General features: G+C 69.9%; 16 protein-coding genes. 14 read left to right on the forward strand and 2 right to left on the reverse strand.

The genetic code is table 11. The features are described 5' to 3' along the window. Window positions 1-9: 9 nt before the first annotated feature. The 9 genes from BJ963_RS03160 to BJ963_RS03200 all read left to right on the forward strand — a co-directional run bounded on the left by BJ963_RS03160 (window position 10) and on the right by BJ963_RS03200 (window position 10,194). On the forward strand, window positions 10-696 hold the full coding sequence (locus BJ963_RS03160) for a TetR/AcrR family transcriptional regulator (protein ID WP_179454567.1): 687 nt from the start codon (window positions 10-12) through the stop codon (window positions 694-696). A gap of 35 nt (window positions 697-731) precedes the next feature. After that, window positions 732-1,649, forward strand: a complete 918-nt coding sequence (locus tag BJ963_RS03165) for an SGNH/GDSL hydrolase family protein (RefSeq protein WP_179454569.1) — start codon at window positions 732-734, stop codon at window positions 1,647-1,649. A gap of 159 nt (window positions 1,650-1,808) precedes the next feature. Beyond that, window positions 1,809-3,281 (forward strand): alpha,alpha-trehalose-phosphate synthase (UDP-forming), encoded by a 1,473-nt coding sequence (gene otsA / locus BJ963_RS03170; protein ID WP_343037220.1) that lies wholly within the window; start codon window positions 1,809-1,811, stop codon window positions 3,279-3,281. Between the two features lie 34 nt (window positions 3,282-3,315). Then, window positions 3,316-4,140, forward strand: coding sequence for a trehalose-phosphatase (otsB, locus tag BJ963_RS03175; RefSeq protein WP_179454571.1), 825 nt, complete (start codon window positions 3,316-3,318; stop codon window positions 4,138-4,140). 72 nt (window positions 4,141-4,212) lie between these two features. After that, window positions 4,213-5,907, forward strand: a complete 1,695-nt coding sequence (ilvD, locus tag BJ963_RS03180; protein ID WP_089911974.1) for a dihydroxy-acid dehydratase — start codon at window positions 4,213-4,215, stop codon at window positions 5,905-5,907. A 53-nt stretch (window positions 5,908-5,960) separates the two neighbouring features. Next, a complete protein-coding gene (locus tag BJ963_RS03185) occupies window positions 5,961-7,766 on the forward strand; it encodes an acetolactate synthase large subunit (protein ID WP_179454573.1) in 1,806 nt (601 codons plus the stop codon). A gap of 2 nt (window positions 7,767-7,768) precedes the next feature. Beyond that, a complete protein-coding gene (ilvN, locus tag BJ963_RS03190; RefSeq protein ID WP_026307135.1) occupies window positions 7,769-8,278 on the forward strand; it encodes an acetolactate synthase small subunit in 510 nt (169 codons plus the stop codon). Window positions 8,279-8,302: 24 nt separating this feature from the next. Next, on the forward strand, window positions 8,303-9,379 hold the full coding sequence (gene ilvC, locus BJ963_RS03195; protein ID WP_484497033.1) for a ketol-acid reductoisomerase: 1,077 nt from the start codon (window positions 8,303-8,305) through the stop codon (window positions 9,377-9,379). An 86-nt stretch (window positions 9,380-9,465) separates the two neighbouring features. Further along, window positions 9,466-10,194 (forward strand): copper homeostasis protein CutC, encoded by a 729-nt coding sequence (locus BJ963_RS03200; RefSeq protein WP_179454575.1) that lies wholly within the window; start codon window positions 9,466-9,468, stop codon window positions 10,192-10,194. Window positions 10,195-10,204: 10 nt separating this feature from the next. Here the strand turns inward: BJ963_RS03200 and BJ963_RS19335 are convergent, their stop codons facing one another. Next, window positions 10,205-10,585: a DoxX family membrane protein gene (locus tag BJ963_RS19335; RefSeq protein ID WP_179454577.1), complete on the reverse strand. Its 381-nt coding sequence runs from the start codon at window positions 10,583-10,585 to the stop codon at window positions 10,205-10,207. Between the two features lie 149 nt (window positions 10,586-10,734). Here BJ963_RS19335 and serA point away from each other — a divergent pair, with 149 nt between their 5' ends. Further along, window positions 10,735-12,327, forward strand: coding sequence for a phosphoglycerate dehydrogenase (gene serA, locus BJ963_RS03210; protein ID WP_089911963.1), 1,593 nt, complete (start codon window positions 10,735-10,737; stop codon window positions 12,325-12,327). Between the two features lie 189 nt (window positions 12,328-12,516). On the opposite strand, the gene BJ963_RS03215 is transcribed toward serA, so the two are convergent. Then, window positions 12,517-13,158 carry a TetR/AcrR family transcriptional regulator gene (locus tag BJ963_RS03215; protein ID WP_218857008.1) on the reverse strand — a complete coding sequence of 214 codons (642 nt, stop codon included), beginning with the start codon at window positions 13,156-13,158 and terminating at the stop codon, window positions 12,517-12,519. A 58-nt stretch (window positions 13,159-13,216) separates the two neighbouring features. Between BJ963_RS03215 and BJ963_RS03220 the strand changes: the two genes are divergently transcribed. The 4 genes from BJ963_RS03220 to BJ963_RS03235 all read left to right on the forward strand — a co-directional run bounded on the left by BJ963_RS03220 (window position 13,217) and on the right by BJ963_RS03235 (window position 17,633). Further along, window positions 13,217-14,743 carry an MFS transporter gene (locus BJ963_RS03220; RefSeq protein WP_179454579.1) on the forward strand — a complete coding sequence of 509 codons (1,527 nt, stop codon included), beginning with the start codon at window positions 13,217-13,219 and terminating at the stop codon, window positions 14,741-14,743. A 73-nt stretch (window positions 14,744-14,816) separates the two neighbouring features. Next, window positions 14,817-15,872, forward strand: coding sequence for a 3-isopropylmalate dehydrogenase (locus tag BJ963_RS03225; protein ID WP_089911958.1), 1,056 nt, complete (start codon window positions 14,817-14,819; stop codon window positions 15,870-15,872). 25 nt (window positions 15,873-15,897) lie between these two features. Then, entirely contained in the window at window positions 15,898-17,028 is a 1,131-nt protein-coding gene (locus tag BJ963_RS03230) for a branched-chain amino acid aminotransferase (RefSeq protein WP_089911953.1), read from the forward strand. Window positions 17,029-17,318: 290 nt separating this feature from the next. Then, window positions 17,319-17,633, forward strand: a complete 315-nt coding sequence (locus tag BJ963_RS03235) for a hypothetical protein (RefSeq protein WP_179454581.1) — start codon at window positions 17,319-17,321, stop codon at window positions 17,631-17,633. Window positions 17,634-17,686 lie beyond the last annotated feature (53 nt).

Raw genomic sequence — 17,686 nt, forward strand, 5'->3', positions numbered from 1 at the left:
GGTTTCAGCTTGGACAGCACGACTCTCAGTGATGGCGTAGCCAGCGGGGTCGCCGAGGACATCCCGGCCGAGTCCGCGCGGCGGCAGCGCACCCGCGCCCGCCTGCTCGACGCGGCGTTCGACGTGTTCGCGGAGCAGGGCGTCCGCGCGGCCAGCGTCGAGACGATCGCCGAGGCCGCCGGCTTCACACGCGGTGCGTTCTACTCCAACTTCTCCAGCAAGGAGGAGCTGTTCTTCGCTCTCATGGAGCGCGAGAAGACGATGCGGCTGGAACAGCTCAACACCGGCGTCGCGCAGTTCCTCGCCCCGCTCGTCGGCCCGGACGGGGCGGGGCTCGACGACGACGATGTGCTGCAGACCATCACGCACATCCTCGAGCTGCAGTCCGACGACCGGCGCTGGTGGCTCGTGCAGGCCGAGTTCCAGCTCATGGCGTTGCGGGACCACACGATCGCGGCCGACTACCTCCGCTACCACGACGAGTTCTTCTCCGACCTCACCGAGATCGTCGTCGCCGCGCTCGACAGCGCCAGGAGACGCTTCACCATCGACCCAGAGGAGGCCGTGCGCGTGATCGCCGAGCTGTGCGCGAGCGGCGAGGCCCGCGCCGTGCTCGCGGGCGACGAGCGGACGTTCACCGAGCGGCTGTCGGAGTCGGTGCCGGCGATCCTGCTTGCGCTGACGGAGCGTGTCTGAGCGTTCGCCAAGCCTCGGCGACTACCCTCGATGGGATGCGACCCGAAGCACTCCGGACCTCCCGCGCGCCCCGCCGGGCTCCGCGCTCCTCGCGTGCGCTCCGCGCCGTCGCCCTGCTGGCCGCGGCCGGCGTCCTGACCGTCCTGACGGCGTGCTCCTCGGCGCCGACGAGCGCCGTGCCGCCGCGGGCGGTATCCTCCTCGGTGCCGACGCCCACCGCGACGCCCGATACCTTCCCGAAGGAGCCGCTCACCCCGTCCACCCGGTACGTCGCCCTCGGCGACTCGTTCGCCGCGGGCATGGGCGGCGGGGACGAGAAGGGCAAATGCCGGGTCAGCCCTTCGAATTACCCCACGGTGTTCGCCCGCGAGTCCGGCGTCGACCTCGTCGTGAACGCCGCCTGCGCCGGAGCCACCACCTCCGACCTCCTCAAACACCAGCTCAGCGCGCTGGACGACCGGACCGACCTCGTCACCGTGAGCATCGGCGGCAACGACCTCGGCGTGGCCGAGATCGCAGCAGACTGCACGGCGGGGAAGCTGACGGCCTGCCGCAACGAGGTGACCGCGGCCCTGTCGCTGCTCAATGTCCTGCCCGACCGGCTGGACACCGTCTATCGCGCCATTCTCCAGGCGGCGCCGAATGCGCGCATCGTCGTCACCGGCTACGTGCTGCTCTACGACGCGTCCGATACCTCCGCGCCCGACTTCAGCACCGCGGCCGCGATCAACGCGGCGGCCATCGGCCTCAACGAGGTCATCCGCCAGGCGGTCGACCAGCAGCGGGCGGACGGCAAGCCGATGACGTTCCTACCCGTCGACTTCGCCGGACACGTCATGGGAGACAAGACCCCCTGGCTGAACACGAGCGGCCCCGACATCTTCCACCCGACGGCGACCGGCTACGCGAACTATTCCAAGCGGCTCATCCAGCTGCTGGGCACGGCGCACTAGGCGGGGCCGCCCCTGAGCGGGCTCGGAGGACGCTGGTACCCTGGCAGGTGCCACATCCCGACCCCTCGAGGGAGTTGACCCACCATCACCGCGACGCCTGAATCGACGACGACCACCGCGAGCACCACGACGAACGACGACACGTACGACCTGGTCATCGTGTCCAACCGACTGCCCGTCGACCGCGTGGTCGACGAGAGCGGGAACGCCGACTGGCGGCCGTCGCCCGGCGGCCTGGTCGCGGCTCTCGAGCCGGTGATGCGGTCGCAGGACGGCATCTGGATCGGCTGGGCCGGCGTCGCGGGCGAGGAGATCGAGCCCTTCGAGGCCGGCGGCATCAACATCCTGCCCGTCCCGCTCTCCGACCAGGAGCTGCAGGAGTACTACGAGGGCTTCTCCAACGACACCCTGTGGCCGCTCTACCACGACGTCATCGCCCAGCCGAGCTACCACCGCGAGTGGTGGGAGAGCTACGTGAAGGTCAACCGCCGGTTCGCGCAGGCGGCCGCCTCGGTCTCCGCGCCCGGCGCCGTCGTCTGGGTGCACGACTACCAGCTGCAGCTGGTGCCCGCGATGCTGCGGGAGCTGCGGCCGGACCTGGTGATCGGGTTCTTCAACCACATCCCGTTCCCGCCGTACGGCATCTACTCGCAGCTGCCGTGGCGCCGCCAGATCATCGACGGTCTGCTCGGCGCGGACGTGATCGGCTTCCAGCGCGTCGCCGACGCCGGCAACTTCTCGCGTGCGGTCCGGCGGCTGAAGGGCTTCGAGACCCGCGGCCCCATCATCGAGGTGCCGATCGACGCCGACGACCCCGAGGCCGGATCGCACCGCCACGTCACCACGGACCGCCGGGGCGGACTGGTGCGCACGGTGCTGGCCCGCGCGTTCCCGATCTCGATCGACGCCGACCAGTACCAGGAGCTCGCCAGGCGGCCGGAGATCCAGGCCAGGGCGCGCGAGATCCGCGAAGAGCTCGGCAACCCCGAGAAGATCATGCTCGGCGTCGACCGTCTCGACTACACCAAGGGGATCGGTCACCGGCTGAAGGCGTTCGGCGAGCTGCTCGAAGAGGGCCGGCTGAACGCGGAGGACGTCACGCTGGTCCAGGTCGCCAGCCCCAGCCGTGAGCGCGTCGAGACCTACCGTCAGCTGCGCGACGAGATCGAGCTGACCGTCGGCCGCATCAACGGCGACTACTCGACCCTGGGCCACACGGCCATCGCGTACCTCCACCACGGGTACCCGCGCGAGGAGATGGTGGCGCTGTACCTCGCCGCCGACGTGATGCTCGTCACCGCACTGCGCGACGGCATGAACCTGGTGGCCAAGGAGTACGTCGCAACGCGCGTGGACGAGGACGGCGTTCTCGTGCTCAGCGAGTTCGCGGGCGCCTCCGACGAGCTGCGGCAGGCCCTCCTGATCAACCCGCACGACATCGAGGGGCTCAAGGAGACCGTCCTGCAGGCGCTCGCCATGCCGCGCCGCGACCGCACACGGCGAATGCGCGCGCTGCGCAAGAAGGTGCTCACGAACGACGTCGCCCGCTGGTCGGCGTCCTTCCTCGACGCGCTGACCCGCAGCGCGCACGGGGACCACCCGCTCCAGAACCCGCCGGTCAACCGGCGCTGAGCCGCATCCACCCCACCCTCCCGCAGAAAGACCCATGACCGACACCGCCTCGCACCGCCCGCCCGCCTCCGCCATCGCCCTCGCTTCTGCGCTCCAGGAGCTGGCGCGGACGGATCGGCTGCTGCTCGCCCTCGACTTCGACGGGACGCTCGCGCCGTTCGTCGACGTGACGCGCGGCGCCCGCGCGCTGCCCGAGTCGAAAGCAGCGCTCGACAGGCTCGAGCACCTGCCGGACACGTGGGTCGCCTACGTCTCCGGACGGCCGCTGTCGAGCCTCGAGACCGTGACGGAGGCCGACGAGGACGCCCTGCTGGTCGGCTCGCACGGCGTCGAGATCCGTTTCGGCCGCGACGGCGTCAGCCTCGATCTCGACGCCCGGGAGCAGGACACCCTGGCTCGGCTCGGCGCGGCGCTGCAGGCGCTTGTCGACGACATCCCGGACACCAAGCTGGAGACCAAGCCGGTCGGGTTCGGGGTGCACTACCGCCGGGTGTCCGCCGGACGCGGACCGGAGGTCGTCGCCCGCGCCCGCGAGGCCGCCGCGGCGGTGAGCGACGAGCTGACCATCCGCGACGGCAAGGACATCATCGAGTTCTCCATCCGCGGCGCGGACAAGGGCGATGGCGTCGAGCGCCTCCGCGAGTACACGCACGCGACCGCCGTGCTCTTCGCCGGCGACGACGTCACCGACGAGGACGGCTTCGCCGTGCTGCACCCCGAGCGCGGCGACGTCGGCATCAAGGTGGGCGCGGGGGAGACGGCCGCGCAGTACCGCGTCGCCGACGAGCGCGCGATCGCCACCCTGCTGGGCCTGCTGGCGCAGGCGCGTGAGGCGCACCTGAAGTCGTCAACAGACTGACGCCCGATCGGGTTGTCCACCGGTCGCCGACGCATGGTCGGAGCGGCATTCGAGACGTCCTAGAGTTGTTCCATGCCAGAAGTCGATTGGAAGCCGCGTTCGCGCGTCGTCACGGACGGGATCGAAGCCACCACCAGCCGCGGGATGCTCCGCGCCGTCGGCATGGGAGACGAAGACTGGGAGAAGCCGCAGATCGGCATCGCCAGCTCGTGGAACGAGATCACGCCATGCAACCTCTCGCTCGACCGCCTCGCGCAGGGCGCCAAGGAAGGCGTGCACGCGGGCGGCGGGTACCCGCTCCAGTTCGGCACCATCTCCGTCTCCGACGGCATCTCGATGGGCCATGAGGGCATGCACTTCTCGCTCGTGTCGCGCGAGGTCATCGCCGACTCGGTCGAGACCGTCATGATGGCCGAGCGCCTCGACGGCACCGTCCTGCTGGCGGGATGCGACAAGTCGCTCCCCGGCATGCTGATGGCGGCGGCCCGCCTCGACCTCTCCGCGGTCTTCCTCTACGCGGGCTCCATCGCCCCCGGCTGGGTGAAGCTCTCCGACGGCACGGAGAAGGACGTCACGATCATCGACTCCTTCGAGGCGGTCGGCGCGTGCAAGGCCGGCAAGATGAGCGAAGAGGACCTCAAGCGCATCGAGTGCGCCATCGCCCCGGGCGAGGGCGCCTGCGGCGGCATGTACACGGCGAACACCATGGCCTCCGTCGCCGAGGCGCTCGGGATGAGCCTTCCGGGCTCCGCCGCGCCGCCGTCGGCCGACCGTCGCCGCGACTACTACGCGCATCGCTCCGGCGAGGCCGTCGTGAACCTGCTCAAGAAGGGCATCACCGCGCGCGACATCCTGACGAAGGAGGCGTTCGAGAACGCCATCGCCGTCGCCATGGCGTTCGGCGGCTCGACCAACGTCGTGCTCCACCTCCTCGCGATCGCGCACGAGGCCGAGGTCGACCTCACCATCGACGACTTCAACCGCATCGGCGACAAGGTCCCGCACATCGGCGACCTGAAGCCCTTCGGCAAGTACGTGATGAACGACGTCGACCGCCACGGCGGCGTCCCCGTCGTCATGAAGGCCCTGCTCGATGCGGGCCTCCTGCACGGCGACTGCCTCACGGTGACGGGCAAGACCGTCGCCGAGAACCTCGCCGAGATCAACCCGCCCGCCCCGGACGGCGAGGTCATGCGCTCGCTCGACAATCCCATCCACCCGACGGGCGGCATCACGATCCTCAAGGGCTCGCTCGCCCCCGAGGGCGCTGTCGTCAAGACGGCCGGTTTCGACGCCGAGGTGTTCGAGGGCCCCGCGCGGGTCTTCGAGCGCGAGCGCGCCGCGATGGACGCGCTCACCGAGGGCACGATCAAGGCAGGCGACGTCGTGATCATCCGCTACGAGGGCCCGAAGGGCGGACCGGGCATGCGCGAGATGCTCGCCATCACCGCCGCCATCAAGGGCGCAGGCCTCGGCAAGGATGTACTACTATTGACGGACGGACGATTCTCAGGCGGCACAACCGGCCTGTGCATCGGCCACATAGCACCCGAAGCGGTGGACGCAGGTCCCATCGCCTTCGTGCGCGATGGTGATCTGATACGGGTCGATATCGCGGCTCGCTCCCTCGACCTACTTGTCGACGAGTCTGAGCTGACCGCCCGCCGTGAAGGCTGGGCGCCTCTTCCCCCGCGCTATACCCGTGGCGTTCTCGCGAAGTTCTCCAAGCTCGTGCGCTCCGCAGCTGAAGGAGCCGTCACCGGGTAGGGGCCGTTCGCACCACCACCCACCACCGCAGTATGTAAGGACTGATGACAGGCATGTCCACGGATGCAACCCCCAGCAGTGTGTTGCCGTCCGCGACGCCGGGCAAGGCGTCGCCCGAGATCCTGACCGGCTCCCAGTCGGTCGTCCGCACCCTCGAGCTCCTCGGCGTCACCGACGTCTTCGGGCTCCCCGGGGGTGCCATCCTCCCCATCTACGACGCGATCATGGACTCCACCCGGATCCGTCACGTCCTCGTCCGTCACGAGCAGGGCGGCGGTCACGCCGCCGAGGGCTACGCGGTGGCGTCCAACAAGGTCGGGGTCGCCATGGCGACCTCCGGCCCCGGCGCCACCAATCTCGTCACGGCGATCATGGACGCGCACATGGACTCCGTCCCCGTGGTGTTCATCACCGGCCAGGTGTTCTCCACCCTGATGGGCACGGACGCGTTCCAGGAGGCCGACATCGTGGGCATCACGATGCCGATCACCAAGCACTCCTTCCTGGTGAAGGACGTCGAGGACATCCCCTCGACGATCGCGGCGGCTTACCACATCGCCGGCACCGGTCGTCCCGGTCCCGTCCTCGTCGACATCACCAAGGACGCGCAGCAGAACACCGCTCCGTTCGTGTGGCCCCCGAAGGTCGATCTGCCGGGCTACCGGCCGATCACCAAGGCCCACGGCAAGCAGGTCCTGGCAGCGGCCCAGCTGCTCGCCGAGGCCAAGAAGCCCGTGCTCTACGTGGGCGGCGGAGTGATCCGCGCCCGCGCGTCGCAGGAGCTGTTCGAGCTCGCCGAGGCGACCGGCGCGCCGGTCGTCACCACGCTGACCGCGCGCGGCGCCTTCCCGGACACGCACAAGCAGCACCTCGGTATGCCCGGCATGCACGGCACGGTGCCCGCGGTGCTCGCGCTGCAGGAGTCGGACCTCATCATCTCGCTCGGTGCGCGGTTCGACGACCGGGTCACCGGCAACACCTCGCTGTTCGCGCCCAACGCGAAGATCGTGCACGTCGACGTCGACCCTGCCGAGATCTCCAAGATCCGTGTCGCCGACGTCCCCATCGTCGGCGATGCCAAGGACGTCATCGTCGATCTGACCGCCGCGTTCCAGGACGCAACCCGCTCGGCGGCGCCCGACCTCATCGAGTGGTGGACCTACCTGAACGGGCTCCGCGAGGAGTTCCCGCTCGGGTACACGCCGACGACCGACGGGCTGCTCGCTCCGCAGTACGTCATCCAGCGGATCGGTGAGCTCACCGGTCCGGAGGGCGTCTACACGGCGGGTGTCGGCCAGCACCAGATGTGGGCCGCGCAGTTCATCAAGTACGAGCGGCCCAACTCGTGGCTCAACTCCGGCGGCGCCGGGACCATGGGCTACTCGGTGCCGGCGGCGATGGGCGCGAAGGTCGCCCAGCCCGACCGCGTGGTGTGGGCGATCGACGGCGACGGCTGCTTCCAGATGACCAATCAGGAGCTCGCCACCTGCACGATCAACGACATCCCGATCAAGGTCGCGATCATCAACAACTCGTCGCTCGGGATGGTGCGGCAGTGGCAGACGCTCTTCTACGACGGCCGCTACTCCAACACCGACCTCAACACGGGCCACGACACCGTGCGCGTCCCCGACTTCGTGAAGCTGGCGGAGGCGTACGGCGCCCTCGGCATCCGCGTCACGAAGGAGGAGGAGGTCGACGCCGCCATCAAGCTGGCGCTGGAGACCAACGACCGCCCGGTGGTGATCGACTTCGTCGTCAGCGCCGACGCCATGGTGTGGCCGATGGTCCCGCAGGGCGTCAGCAACAGCTACGTCCAGTACGCCCGCGACCACAGCCCGTCGTTCGGAGGGGAGTGACCATGAGCACGCACGTTCTGAGCCTCCTCGTGGAGGACAAGCCGGGTCTGCTGACCCGCGTGGCCGGGCTGTTCGCCCGTCGCGGGTTCAACATCCACTCGCTCGCGGTGGGGACCAGCGAGGTCGACGGGCTGTCGCGCATCACGGTCGTCGTCGACGTCGAAGACCTCCCGCTCGAGCAGGTGACCAAGCAGCTCAACAAGCTGATCAACGTCATCAAGATCGTGGAGCTCGACCCCGCGCAGTCCGTGCAGCGCGAGCACCTGCTCATCAAGGTGCGGGTGGACAACTCCACGCGTTCCCAGGTGCTCGAGGCCGTCAACCTCTTCCGCGCCCGCGTGGTCGATGTCGCGACGGATGCGCTGGTGATCGAGGTCACCGGCGACAGCGGGAAGACCCAGGCGCTGCTCAAGGTGCTCGAGCCGTACGGCATCAAGGAGATGGCCCAGTCGGGCCTGCTCGCGATCGGCCGCGGCGGCAAGTCCATCACCGAGCGCGTCTTCCGGAACTGAGCCCGCCGCTCGGCGGACCGACCAATTCACACACGACTTCACACACGACCCAACCAGCAAGGAGAAGCAGCAGTGGCTGAGATCTACTACGACAACGACGCGGACCTCTCGATCATCCAGGGCAAGAAGGTCGCCGTCATCGGTTACGGCTCGCAGGGCCACGCGCACGCGCAGAACCTCCGCGACTCGGGCGTCGAGGTCGTCATCGGCCTCAAGGAGGGCTCGAAGTCGAAGCCAAAGGCCGAGGAGGCGGGCTTCCGCGTCCTCAGCGCCTCCGACGCGGCGGCCTGGGCCGATGTCATCGTCATCCTCGCGCCGGACCAGGTGCAGCGTCACCTGTACGCCGACGACATCAAGGACAACCTGCAGGAGGGCAACGCCCTCGTCTTCGGCCACGGATTCAACATCCGCTTCGGCTACATCGAGGCGCCGGAGGGCGTCGACGTGATCATGGTCGCACCGAAGGGCCCCGGCCACACGGTGCGCCGCGAGTACGAGGCCGGCCGTGGCGTCCCCGTCATCGTCGCCGTCGAGAAGGACGCGTCGGGCAACGCCTGGCCGCTCGTGCTCTCGTACGCGAAGGCGATCGGCGGCCTCCGCGCCGGCGGCATCAAGACGACCTTCACCGAGGAGACCGAGACCGACCTCTTCGGCGAGCAGGCCGTGCTCTGCGGCGGCGTCTCGCAGCTCGTCCAGTACGGCTTCGAGACCCTGACCGAGGCCGGCTACCAGCCGCAGGTCGCCTACTTCGAGGTGCTGCACGAGCTCAAGCTCATCGTCGACCTGATGTGGGAGGGCGGCATCGCCAAGCAGCGCTGGAGCGTCTCCGACACGGCCGAGTACGGCGACTACGTCTCCGGACCGCGCGTCATCGACCCGCACGTGAAGGAGAACATGAAGGCGGTGCTCTCCGACATCCAGGACGGCACCTTCGCCAAGCGCTTCATCGCCGACCAGGACGCCGGCGCTCCGGAGTTCCTGGCCCTCCGCAAGAAGGGCGAGCAGCACCCCATCGAGGCCACCGGCCGCGAGCTGCGCAAGCTCTTCGCCTGGAACGCGTCGAACGACGACGACTACGTCGACGGCGAGGTCGCGCGCTGATCGCAGCCCGCCCCTCGTAACCGCACCGCAGTAGTCTCAGGGTGCCGCACGCGACGCGTGCGGCACCCTTCTGCGTCAGGAGCCACATGGGCATCGCCGTCGAGATCGCCGTCCAGGACATCGCCGGCGTGCGCGTTGCCCTGGCGGAGGGCGCCGACCGCGTCGAACTGTGCAGCGCGCTCGGGATGGGCGGTCTCACCCCGTCCGCCGCGCTCGTCACCGGCGCGGTGGCCGAGGCGCGCGCGGGCGGCCGCGACGGGTTCGTCCACGTCCTCATCCGCCCGCGCGGCGGCGGGTTCGTCTACGACGCCGACGAGCTGGCCCTGACCATCGCCGACGTGCGCTTCGCCCGCGACGCGGGCGCGGCGGGGGTCGTCGTCGGCGCCCTCGACGACAGCGGTGCCGTGGACGCGGAAGCCGTCGCCGCGATCCGCACCGTTGCCGGTCCGCTCGCCGTGACGTTCCACCGGGCGATCGACGTGTCGCCCGACCCGCTCGCGGCGGCCGAGCAGCTAGTCGAACTCGGCGTGACGCGCATCCTCACGTCCGGAGGCGCGGAGCGCAGCATCGACGGCATCCCTGCGCTGCGGCAGCTGGCGGACCGCGTCGGCGGCCGGGTGCAGGTCATGGCCGGCGGGGGAGTGCGCGTCGACGACATCCCCGCGATCGCGGCGGCCGGGGTGGATGCGGTGCACCTCTCCGCGCGCGACGGCGTGCGGGGGTCGCCGAGCGGCCCGGGCGGGGGCGCGGCGACCTATGACATCACGGACGCCCGGATCGTCCGCGCGGCCGTGGAGGCCGCGGCGCGGGGGTAGCGCCCGGCGGCTACAGCGCGCAGAACACGCAGAGCGCGATCAGCACGAGCTGCAGGACCAGCCGCGGGACGAGGGGCGTCGCGAAGACGCCGAACCGCTCCGTCTTGCCCGCGGCGTAGGCGTTCGCCGGGAACACGGCGACGAGGAAGACGGCCAGGCAGATCGCGGCGGGCACCCGGGTGGCCGGGATCAGGAGGCCGACCCCGCCCAGGATCTCGCAGACACCGGTGATCGCGACCAGGATGCCCGGCCGGACCACGCGCAGGGCCGGCGGCACCATCGCGGCCATGCCGCGCGCCGGGCCCGGGACGAAGTGCAGCGTCCCCATCGCGACGAACACCACCGCGAGAAGGATGCGGACGATGAGCTGTGCGATCTCGAGAAGTGTCACCGTGCCATCCTCTCCTGTGGTTGTCCACAGGTGGCGTAACGCGGCGAAAGGGGGCGGTGGCCGCCCGCTAGAGTTAAGCCGTTCCGCGCCCCACCGACCGTGGCGCCGTTCTCCCAAGCCAGCCCTCGCCCTCTGTAAGGAACTGCCACGTGACAAAGCCGGTCGTCCTGATCGCCGAAGAACTCTCGCCCGCCACCGTCGACGCCCTGGGGCCCGACTTCGAGATCCGCTCGGTGGACGGGACCGATCGGCCGGCGCTGCTCGCGGCTGTCGCCGACGCCGACGCCATCCTGGTGCGCTCCGCGACCAAGGTCGACGCCGAGGTCATCGCCGCCGCACCGGTCCTCAAGGTCATCGCCCGCGCCGGCGTCGGGCTCGACAATGTCGACATCAAGACGGCGACCAACGCCGGCGTCATGGTCGTCAACGCGCCGACGTCGAACATCATCTCGGCCGCCGAGCTCACAGTCGGCCACATCCTGAGCCTCGCCCGCCACATCCCCGCCGCGCACAACGCACTCGCGCAGGGACAGTGGAAGCGGTCGAAGTACACCGGCGTTGAGCTGTACGAGAAGACCATAGGCATCATCGGCCTCGGCCGCATCGGTGCGCTGATCACCGCGCGCCTGCAGTCGTTCGGGACCAATGTCATCGCGTACGACCCGTACGTCACGAGCGCGCGGGCCCAGCAGCTGGGCGTCCAGCTGGTGACGCTCGACGAGCTGCTGGCGCAGTCCGACTTCATCACCATCCACATGCCGAAGACGCCGGAGACCACCGGCATGATCTCCGACGACCAGCTGGCCCTGATGAAGAAGACGGCGTTCATCGTCAACGTGGCCCGCGGCGGCCTGATCGACGAGGATGCGCTCTACCGCGCCCTGACCACCGGCACGATCGCGGGCGCCGGGCTCGACGTCTTCGTCTCGGAGCCGCCGCAGGACTCCCCGCTGCTCGCGCTCGAGAACGTCGTGGTGACGCCGCACCTGGGCGCATCCACCGACGAGGCGCAGGAGAAGGCGGGCGTCTCGGTCGCGCGCTCGGTGCGGCTTGCGCTGTCGGGCGAGCTGGTGCCCGACGCGGTGAACGTCGCCGGCGGCGTCATCGACCCGTACGTGCGCCCCGGCATCCCGCTCGTCGAGAAGCTGGGCCAGGTGTTCTCCGGGCTCGCGAGCAGCCCCGTGACGAGCGTCGACGTCGAGGTGCGCGGCGAGCTCGCCGACTACGACGTCAGCGTGCTGAAGCTCGCGGCGCTGAAGGGCATCTTCACCAACATCGTCAGCGAGACGGTGTCGTACGTGAACGCGCCCCTGCTCGCCGACCAGCGCGGCATCGAGGTCCGCCTCATCACCGACTCGGTGAGCGAGGAGTACCGCAACCTGATCACCCTGCGCGGCGCCCTGAGCGACGGTTCGCAGATCGCGGTGTCCGGCACGCTGACCGGCCCGAAGCAGATCGAGAAGATCGTCGGGATCAACGGCTACGACGTGGAGGTGCCGGTCGCCGAGCACCTCGTCGTCATGGTCTACGACGACCGTCCCGGCATCGTCGCGGTCTACGGCCGCGAGTTCGGCGAGGCGGAGATCAACATCGCGGGCATGCAGGTCGCCCGGACCTCGGCCGGAGGCAAGGCGCTCAGCGTGCTCACCGTCGACTCGCGCGTGCCGGACGGCCTGCTCGAGAAGGTGCGGCTCGCGATCGACGCCGACCTCATGCAGGAGATCGACATCACCGAGTCCTGACGGCCGCCGGGCGGGTCTCCGGCGGCCACCGTCGGAGGTCCGCCTCCCACCGTCGGAGATCGGCGCCCGATCGCGCCGGAACTCCATCCGGACCGCGTCCCGTCGGAGATCTGCGGCGCTTTCTCCGACGCTAGGTCCGGTGTGCGCGCCTGCGGTTTACGCACGCGTGCGGTTTACGCGTCTGCGGGTTTACGCGTCCCCGGCGAACCGGCGGATCAGAGCGACCAGATCGTCGATGTCCGTCTCGTCCCTGAGCACGTTGTTGGCCGCGGGAAGCAGGGCGGTGTTGTAGTACATCCCGTCGCCGATCAGCATGATCGTGCGCGCCACCAGCGGGTCGCCGACCGCCTCCTGCAGCACCTCCAGCCAGCGCCGCTGCGCGCTCGCGAGGGCGTCGCGCGCCCGCGGGTCGGCCGCCTGCGCCAGCCGGGCGATCGCGACGATCGCGCGCTCGAAGCGGGAGTCGGTGGGGATCGACGTCCGGAGGAAGTAATCCACCGGGCCGTCGGGGGCTGCCCGCATGGCGGCGAGGTCGTCGTCGATGAGGGCCGCGAAGCGGTCGAGCACGCCGGCGGCCAGCGCCTCCTTCGACGCGAAGTGGTAGAGCAGTCCACCCTTCGAGACGCCGGCGCGGGCGGCGACGGCGTCGAGGGTCGCGGCGCGCTCGCTCTGCTCGGCGAGCAGCTCCTCGAAGGCGTCCAGCACGCGGTCGCGGGCGGAGACCGGAACCGCCGGCGCCCCCGCCGACGCGACGCCTCCGCCGGACGCTCCAGGCGCGGGCGACGCGGCGCCGGGCGATGCGGGGGAGGGGGACGCTGGCGCGGACGGCATGCCTCCATGGTAGCGGGACCGTTTTGCGACTGTACCGTCCAGACGGTACAGTAACAGCATGACCTCGACACCGACCCTCCCGACCCCGGCGATCACGCGTGCGGGCGTGCGCGGTTGGGCGGCGCTCGGCGTCCTCATGCTGCCGACGCTGCTCGTCTCGGTCGACAACACCGTGCTCAGCTTCGCCCTGCCCGCCATCTCCGAGGCGCTGCGCCCGTCGGCGACCGGGATGCTGTGGATCGTCGACATCTACCCGCTCGTTCTCGCGGGCCTCCTCGTCGCCATGGGCAGCCTCGGCGACCGCATCGGCCGTCGCCGGCTGCTGCTCATCGGCGCCACAGGCTTCGCCGTCGTGTCGGCCGTCGCCGCCTTCGCACCGACCGCCGAGCTGCTCATCGCCGCACGCGCGGCTCTCGGCGTCTTCGGCGCCATGCTCATGCCGTCCACCCTGTCGCTGCTGCGCAGCGTCTTCCTCGACCGGGAGCAGCGCCGGCTGGCGATCGCGATCTGGGCCTCCGGCTTCGCGGCAGGCTCCGCCCTCGGCCCGATCGTCGGAGGAGTGCTCCTGGAGCACTTCTGGTGGGGGTCCGTGTTCCTGCTCGCGGTGCCCGTCCTCATCCCGCTGCTCGTGCTCGCGCCGCTGCTGGTGCGCGAGTCGCGCGACCCCGCGCCCGGCCCGGTGGATGTGCCCGGCATCGTCCTCTCGCTCCTGACCATGGCGCCGATCGTCTACGGCATCAAGGCGCTGGCGGTCGACGGCTTCTCGCCCGTCGCCGTGCTCGCGATCGGGGTGGGCGCCGCGAGCGGCGCGCTGTTCGTCCGGCGGCAGCTCCGCCGCCCGGTGCCGATGCTCGACATGCGGCTGTTCACCCGTCCCGCGTTCAGCGGAGCCGTCGTCGTCAACCTGCTCAGCGTCGTGTCGCTCGTCGGCTTCCTGTTCTTCGTATCCCAACACCTGCAGCTCGTCATCGGGCTGACGCCGCTGCAGTCCGGGCTCGTGCTGCTCCCCGGGCTGCTCACGATGATCGTGGCCGGGCTCGTCGTCGTCCCGATCGCCCGCCGAATCCGGCCCGGCGTCGTGATCGCGGGAGGGCTGACCTTCTCCGCGGCGGGCTACCTCCTGGTCGCGCTGACCGGAGGGGGAGCGCCGTGGGGCGTCCTGCTGGCCGCGTTCGTGCTCCTGGGCGCGGGCATCGGCGGTGCCGAGACCGTCTCGAACGAGCTGGTGATCTCGACCGCTCCCGCCGCGAAGGCGGGCGCCGCGTCGGCGGTGTCGGAGACGGCGTACGAGCTGGGAGCCGTGCTCGGCACAGCCACCCTCGGCACCCTGATCACGGCCTCTTACCGGGCGACCCTCGTCGTTCCTGATGGGCTGACGGCCGCGCAGGCGGACGCAGCGGGGGAGACGCTGGGCGGCGCGGTCGCCGTCGCGGCGGGTCTGCCGGACGCGCTCGGCGAGCAGCTGCTGGCGTCGGCCAGAGCGGCGTTCGACAGCGGGGTCGGGGTCACCGCGGTGATCGGCATCGGCCTGGTGGCGACCGCCGCCGTCGTCGCCCTGATCACCCTGCGTCACGTGCGCTCCTGAGTGCCCGTCGATGTCGTGCCGCGGCGATAGGGTGGCACTACCGGTTCCCACCATCGACCAGCGCAGGAGTGCCATGTCCCGTACCGTCAAGCTCGCCGTCATCCCCGGGGACGGGATCGGTCCGGAGGTCATCGCCGAGGCCGTCGCGGTGCTCGACGCGGTGACGGAGGGGAGCGGGCTCTCGTTCGAGAAGACGCACTTCTCGCTCGGCGCCGACCGCTACCTGGCGACGGGCGATGTCCTGACCGACGACGACCTGGAGGCGATCAAGAGCCACGACGCCATCCTGCTCGGCGCGGTCGGCGGCGTCCCGGGCGACCCGCGGCTGGCCGGGGCGAACATCGAGCGCGGGCTCCTGCTGAAGCTGCGGTTCTCGCTCGACCATTACGTGAACCTGCGTCCGACGACGCTCTTCCCCGGCATCGCCAGCCCGCTGGCGAACCCGGGCGATGTCGACTTCGTCGTCGTGCGCGAGGGGACGGAGGGCCCGTACGTCGGCAACGGCGGCGTCATCCGGCAGGGCACGCCCCACGAGATCGCCAACGAGGTGTCGGTGAACACCGCGTACGGGGTCGAGCGGGTGGTGCGCTACGCGTTCGAGCAGGCCGGGCAGCGGAGGCGGAAGCTCACGCTGGTGCACAAGACCAACGTGCTCACCTTCGCCGGCTCCCTCTGGAAGCGGATCGTGGATGCGGTGGCCGCCGAACACCCCGACGTCACGGTCGACTACCTCCACGTCGACGCGGCCACGATCTTCCTGGTCACGGATCCTGCTAGATTCGATGTGATCGTCACGGACAACCTCTTCGGCGACATCCTCACCGACCTCGCGGCCGCGATCAGCGGCGGCATCGGGCTGGCGGCCTCGGGCAACATCAACCCGGCCGGGGCCTTTCCGAGCATGTTCGAGCCGGTTCACGGATCGGCCCCCGACATCGCCGGCCAGCAGAAGGCCGACCCCACCGCCGCCATCCTCTCCACGGCACTCCTGCTCCGCCACCTCGGCGAGAAGGAGCTCGCCGGACGCGTGGAGCAGGCAGTGACCGCCGACCTCGCCGCCCGCACGGGCGCTGCGCGAACGACCTCCGAGATCGGCGCAGCGATCGCCGCACGAGTGGCGCAGAATTGAATCACCGTCGCATAAAGGACCTGTCATGACTTCGACCAGCATCTCCCTCACCAGCGGACCCACCGAGACCTCGGGCCTGCTCTGGAACGTCACCCGCAACGAGGCCGCGCGCGATGCGGCCACCCGGGCCGAGATCCTCGCGGATCCCGGCTTCGGCAACCACTTCACGGACCACATGGTCGACATCTGCTGGTCCGCGAAGGGCGGCTGGCACCGTCCGCGCGTCTCGCCCTACGGACCCATCCAGCTGGAGCCGTCGGCCGCGGTGTTCCACTACGCGCAGGAGATCTTCGAGGGCCTCAAGGCGTACCGCCACGAGGACGGCTCGATCTGGGGCTTCCGCCCGGAGGCGAACGCGGCCCGCATGCAGCGCTCGGCGTACCGCCTGGCTCTTCCCGAGCTGCCGGTCGAGCACTTCCTCGACTCGCTCAAGCAGCTCATCGCCGTCGACGGCGACTGGGTGCCGGACGCACCGGAGACCAGCCTGTACCTCCGTCCCTTCATGTTCGCAAAGGAGGCGTTCCTCGGTGTCCGCCCGGCCAACAAGGTCGCGTACTACCTGATCGCGAGCCCGGCCGGCGCGTACTTCCCGAGCGGCGTCGCCCCGGTGTCCATCTGGCTGTCCGACCGCTGGTCGCGTGCGGGCAAGGGCGGAACGGGTGCGGCGAAGACCGGCGGCAACTACGCCTCCAGCCTGCTGCCGCAGTCGGAGGCGTACGAGCACGGCTGCGCGCAGGTGCTCTTCCTCGACTCGGTCGAGGGAAAGTACCTCGAAGAGCTCGGCGGGATGAACGTTGTGCTGGTGCGCAAGGACGGCACGCTGATCACTCCGGAGTCGGACAGCATCCTCGAGGGCATCACCCTCGACTCCGTGCTGCAGCTGGCCCGCGACCGCGGTCACGCCGTGGAGCGCCGCAAGGTGACGCTCGACGAGTGGCGCGACGGCGTGGAGTCTGGCGACATCGTCGAGGTGTTCGCGTGCGGCACCGCCGCGGTGATCACGCCGATCGGTGAGCTCAAGTCGGACACCTTCACGGTGGGCGACATCACGGCGCCTCCCGGCGAGCTGACGATGTCGCTGCGCCAGGAGCTGACGGACATCCAGTACGGCCGCGAGCGCGACCGCCACAACTGGATGTACCGCCTCGACGCGTAATACTCGAGCGAAGGCCTTGGAGGGGATGCGCGGCGTGAGCCCGCATCCCCTCCAGTGTGTTGCGCGGCTCTGTGATCGCGTTCGGCTCACGTCACGATCCCGCAGTTCCGACGTCTTCTAGGGTGACGGCCGAGTCCAGTTCGGCCGCACCGCACACCTCGAACGGGGTCGGCGGACGGATGTCGAGCGGAGGAATGCGCGTGCGCGTCGCTCGGATGATGGGAGCGTTGGCGCTGAGCGCTGGGCTCCTTGCCGGATCGGTGGGCTGCGTGTGGGGAGGGGACCGCAAGGTGAGTCAGCAGACGGCGTTGCAGGAGAATATCGCGCTGCAGAGGAAGTCCGCATTGACGTTCCGAGACGAGTGGCAACCCAATGTCGAGAAGATCCGCTTCACACGTGAGGGGGACGTCCCTGGGCTGGGTGCTTCGTGGAGTGTGAATGCCATTGCCACCATCGGCGGCGTCGACTACCAGGTAATCATCGATGAGCGTTTTGGTCCTGCGTGGGTGGGCGACGAAGGGCGCCCACCCGATTTGCCCGCTCCTCCTTCGCGTCTGCCTTTGACTCTTATCTTCAGCGATGGAACGTCCGAGGTGATCAAGTGACGACGGCCGAAGAGTTCATGGAGCTTTCCGGTAAGGCCTACCTGGTCGACCCT

This window comes from Leifsonia soli, from assembly GCF_013408745.1.
Lineage (GTDB): Bacteria > Actinomycetota > Actinomycetes > Actinomycetales > Microbacteriaceae > Leifsonia > Leifsonia soli.

What these genes read in the sequence shown, in the direction of transcription:
- BJ963_RS03165 (WP_179454569.1), top strand. Translation starts at nt 732, where the DNA reads ATGCGACCCGAAGCACTCCGGACCTCCCGCGCGCCCCGCCGGGCTCCG.
- otsB (WP_179454571.1), top strand. Translation starts at nt 3,316, where the DNA reads ATGACCGACACCGCCTCGCACCGCCCGCCCGCCTCCGCCATCGCCCTC.
- ilvD (WP_089911974.1), top strand. Translation starts at nt 4,213, where the DNA reads ATGCCAGAAGTCGATTGGAAGCCGCGTTCGCGCGTCGTCACGGACGGG.
- BJ963_RS03185 (WP_179454573.1), top strand. Translation starts at nt 5,961, where the DNA reads ATGTCCACGGATGCAACCCCCAGCAGTGTGTTGCCGTCCGCGACGCCG.
- ilvN (WP_026307135.1), top strand. Translation starts at nt 7,769, where the DNA reads ATGAGCACGCACGTTCTGAGCCTCCTCGTGGAGGACAAGCCGGGTCTG.
- BJ963_RS03200 (WP_179454575.1), top strand. Translation starts at nt 9,466, where the DNA reads ATGGGCATCGCCGTCGAGATCGCCGTCCAGGACATCGCCGGCGTGCGC.
- BJ963_RS03215 (WP_218857008.1), bottom strand. Translation starts at nt 13,158, where the DNA reads ATGCCGTCCGCGCCAGCGTCCCCCTCCCCCGCATCGCCCGGCGCCGCG.
- BJ963_RS03220 (WP_179454579.1), top strand. Translation starts at nt 13,217, where the DNA reads ATGACCTCGACACCGACCCTCCCGACCCCGGCGATCACGCGTGCGGGC.
- BJ963_RS03225 (WP_089911958.1), top strand. Translation starts at nt 14,817, where the DNA reads ATGTCCCGTACCGTCAAGCTCGCCGTCATCCCCGGGGACGGGATCGGT.
- BJ963_RS03230 (WP_089911953.1), top strand. Translation starts at nt 15,898, where the DNA reads ATGACTTCGACCAGCATCTCCCTCACCAGCGGACCCACCGAGACCTCG.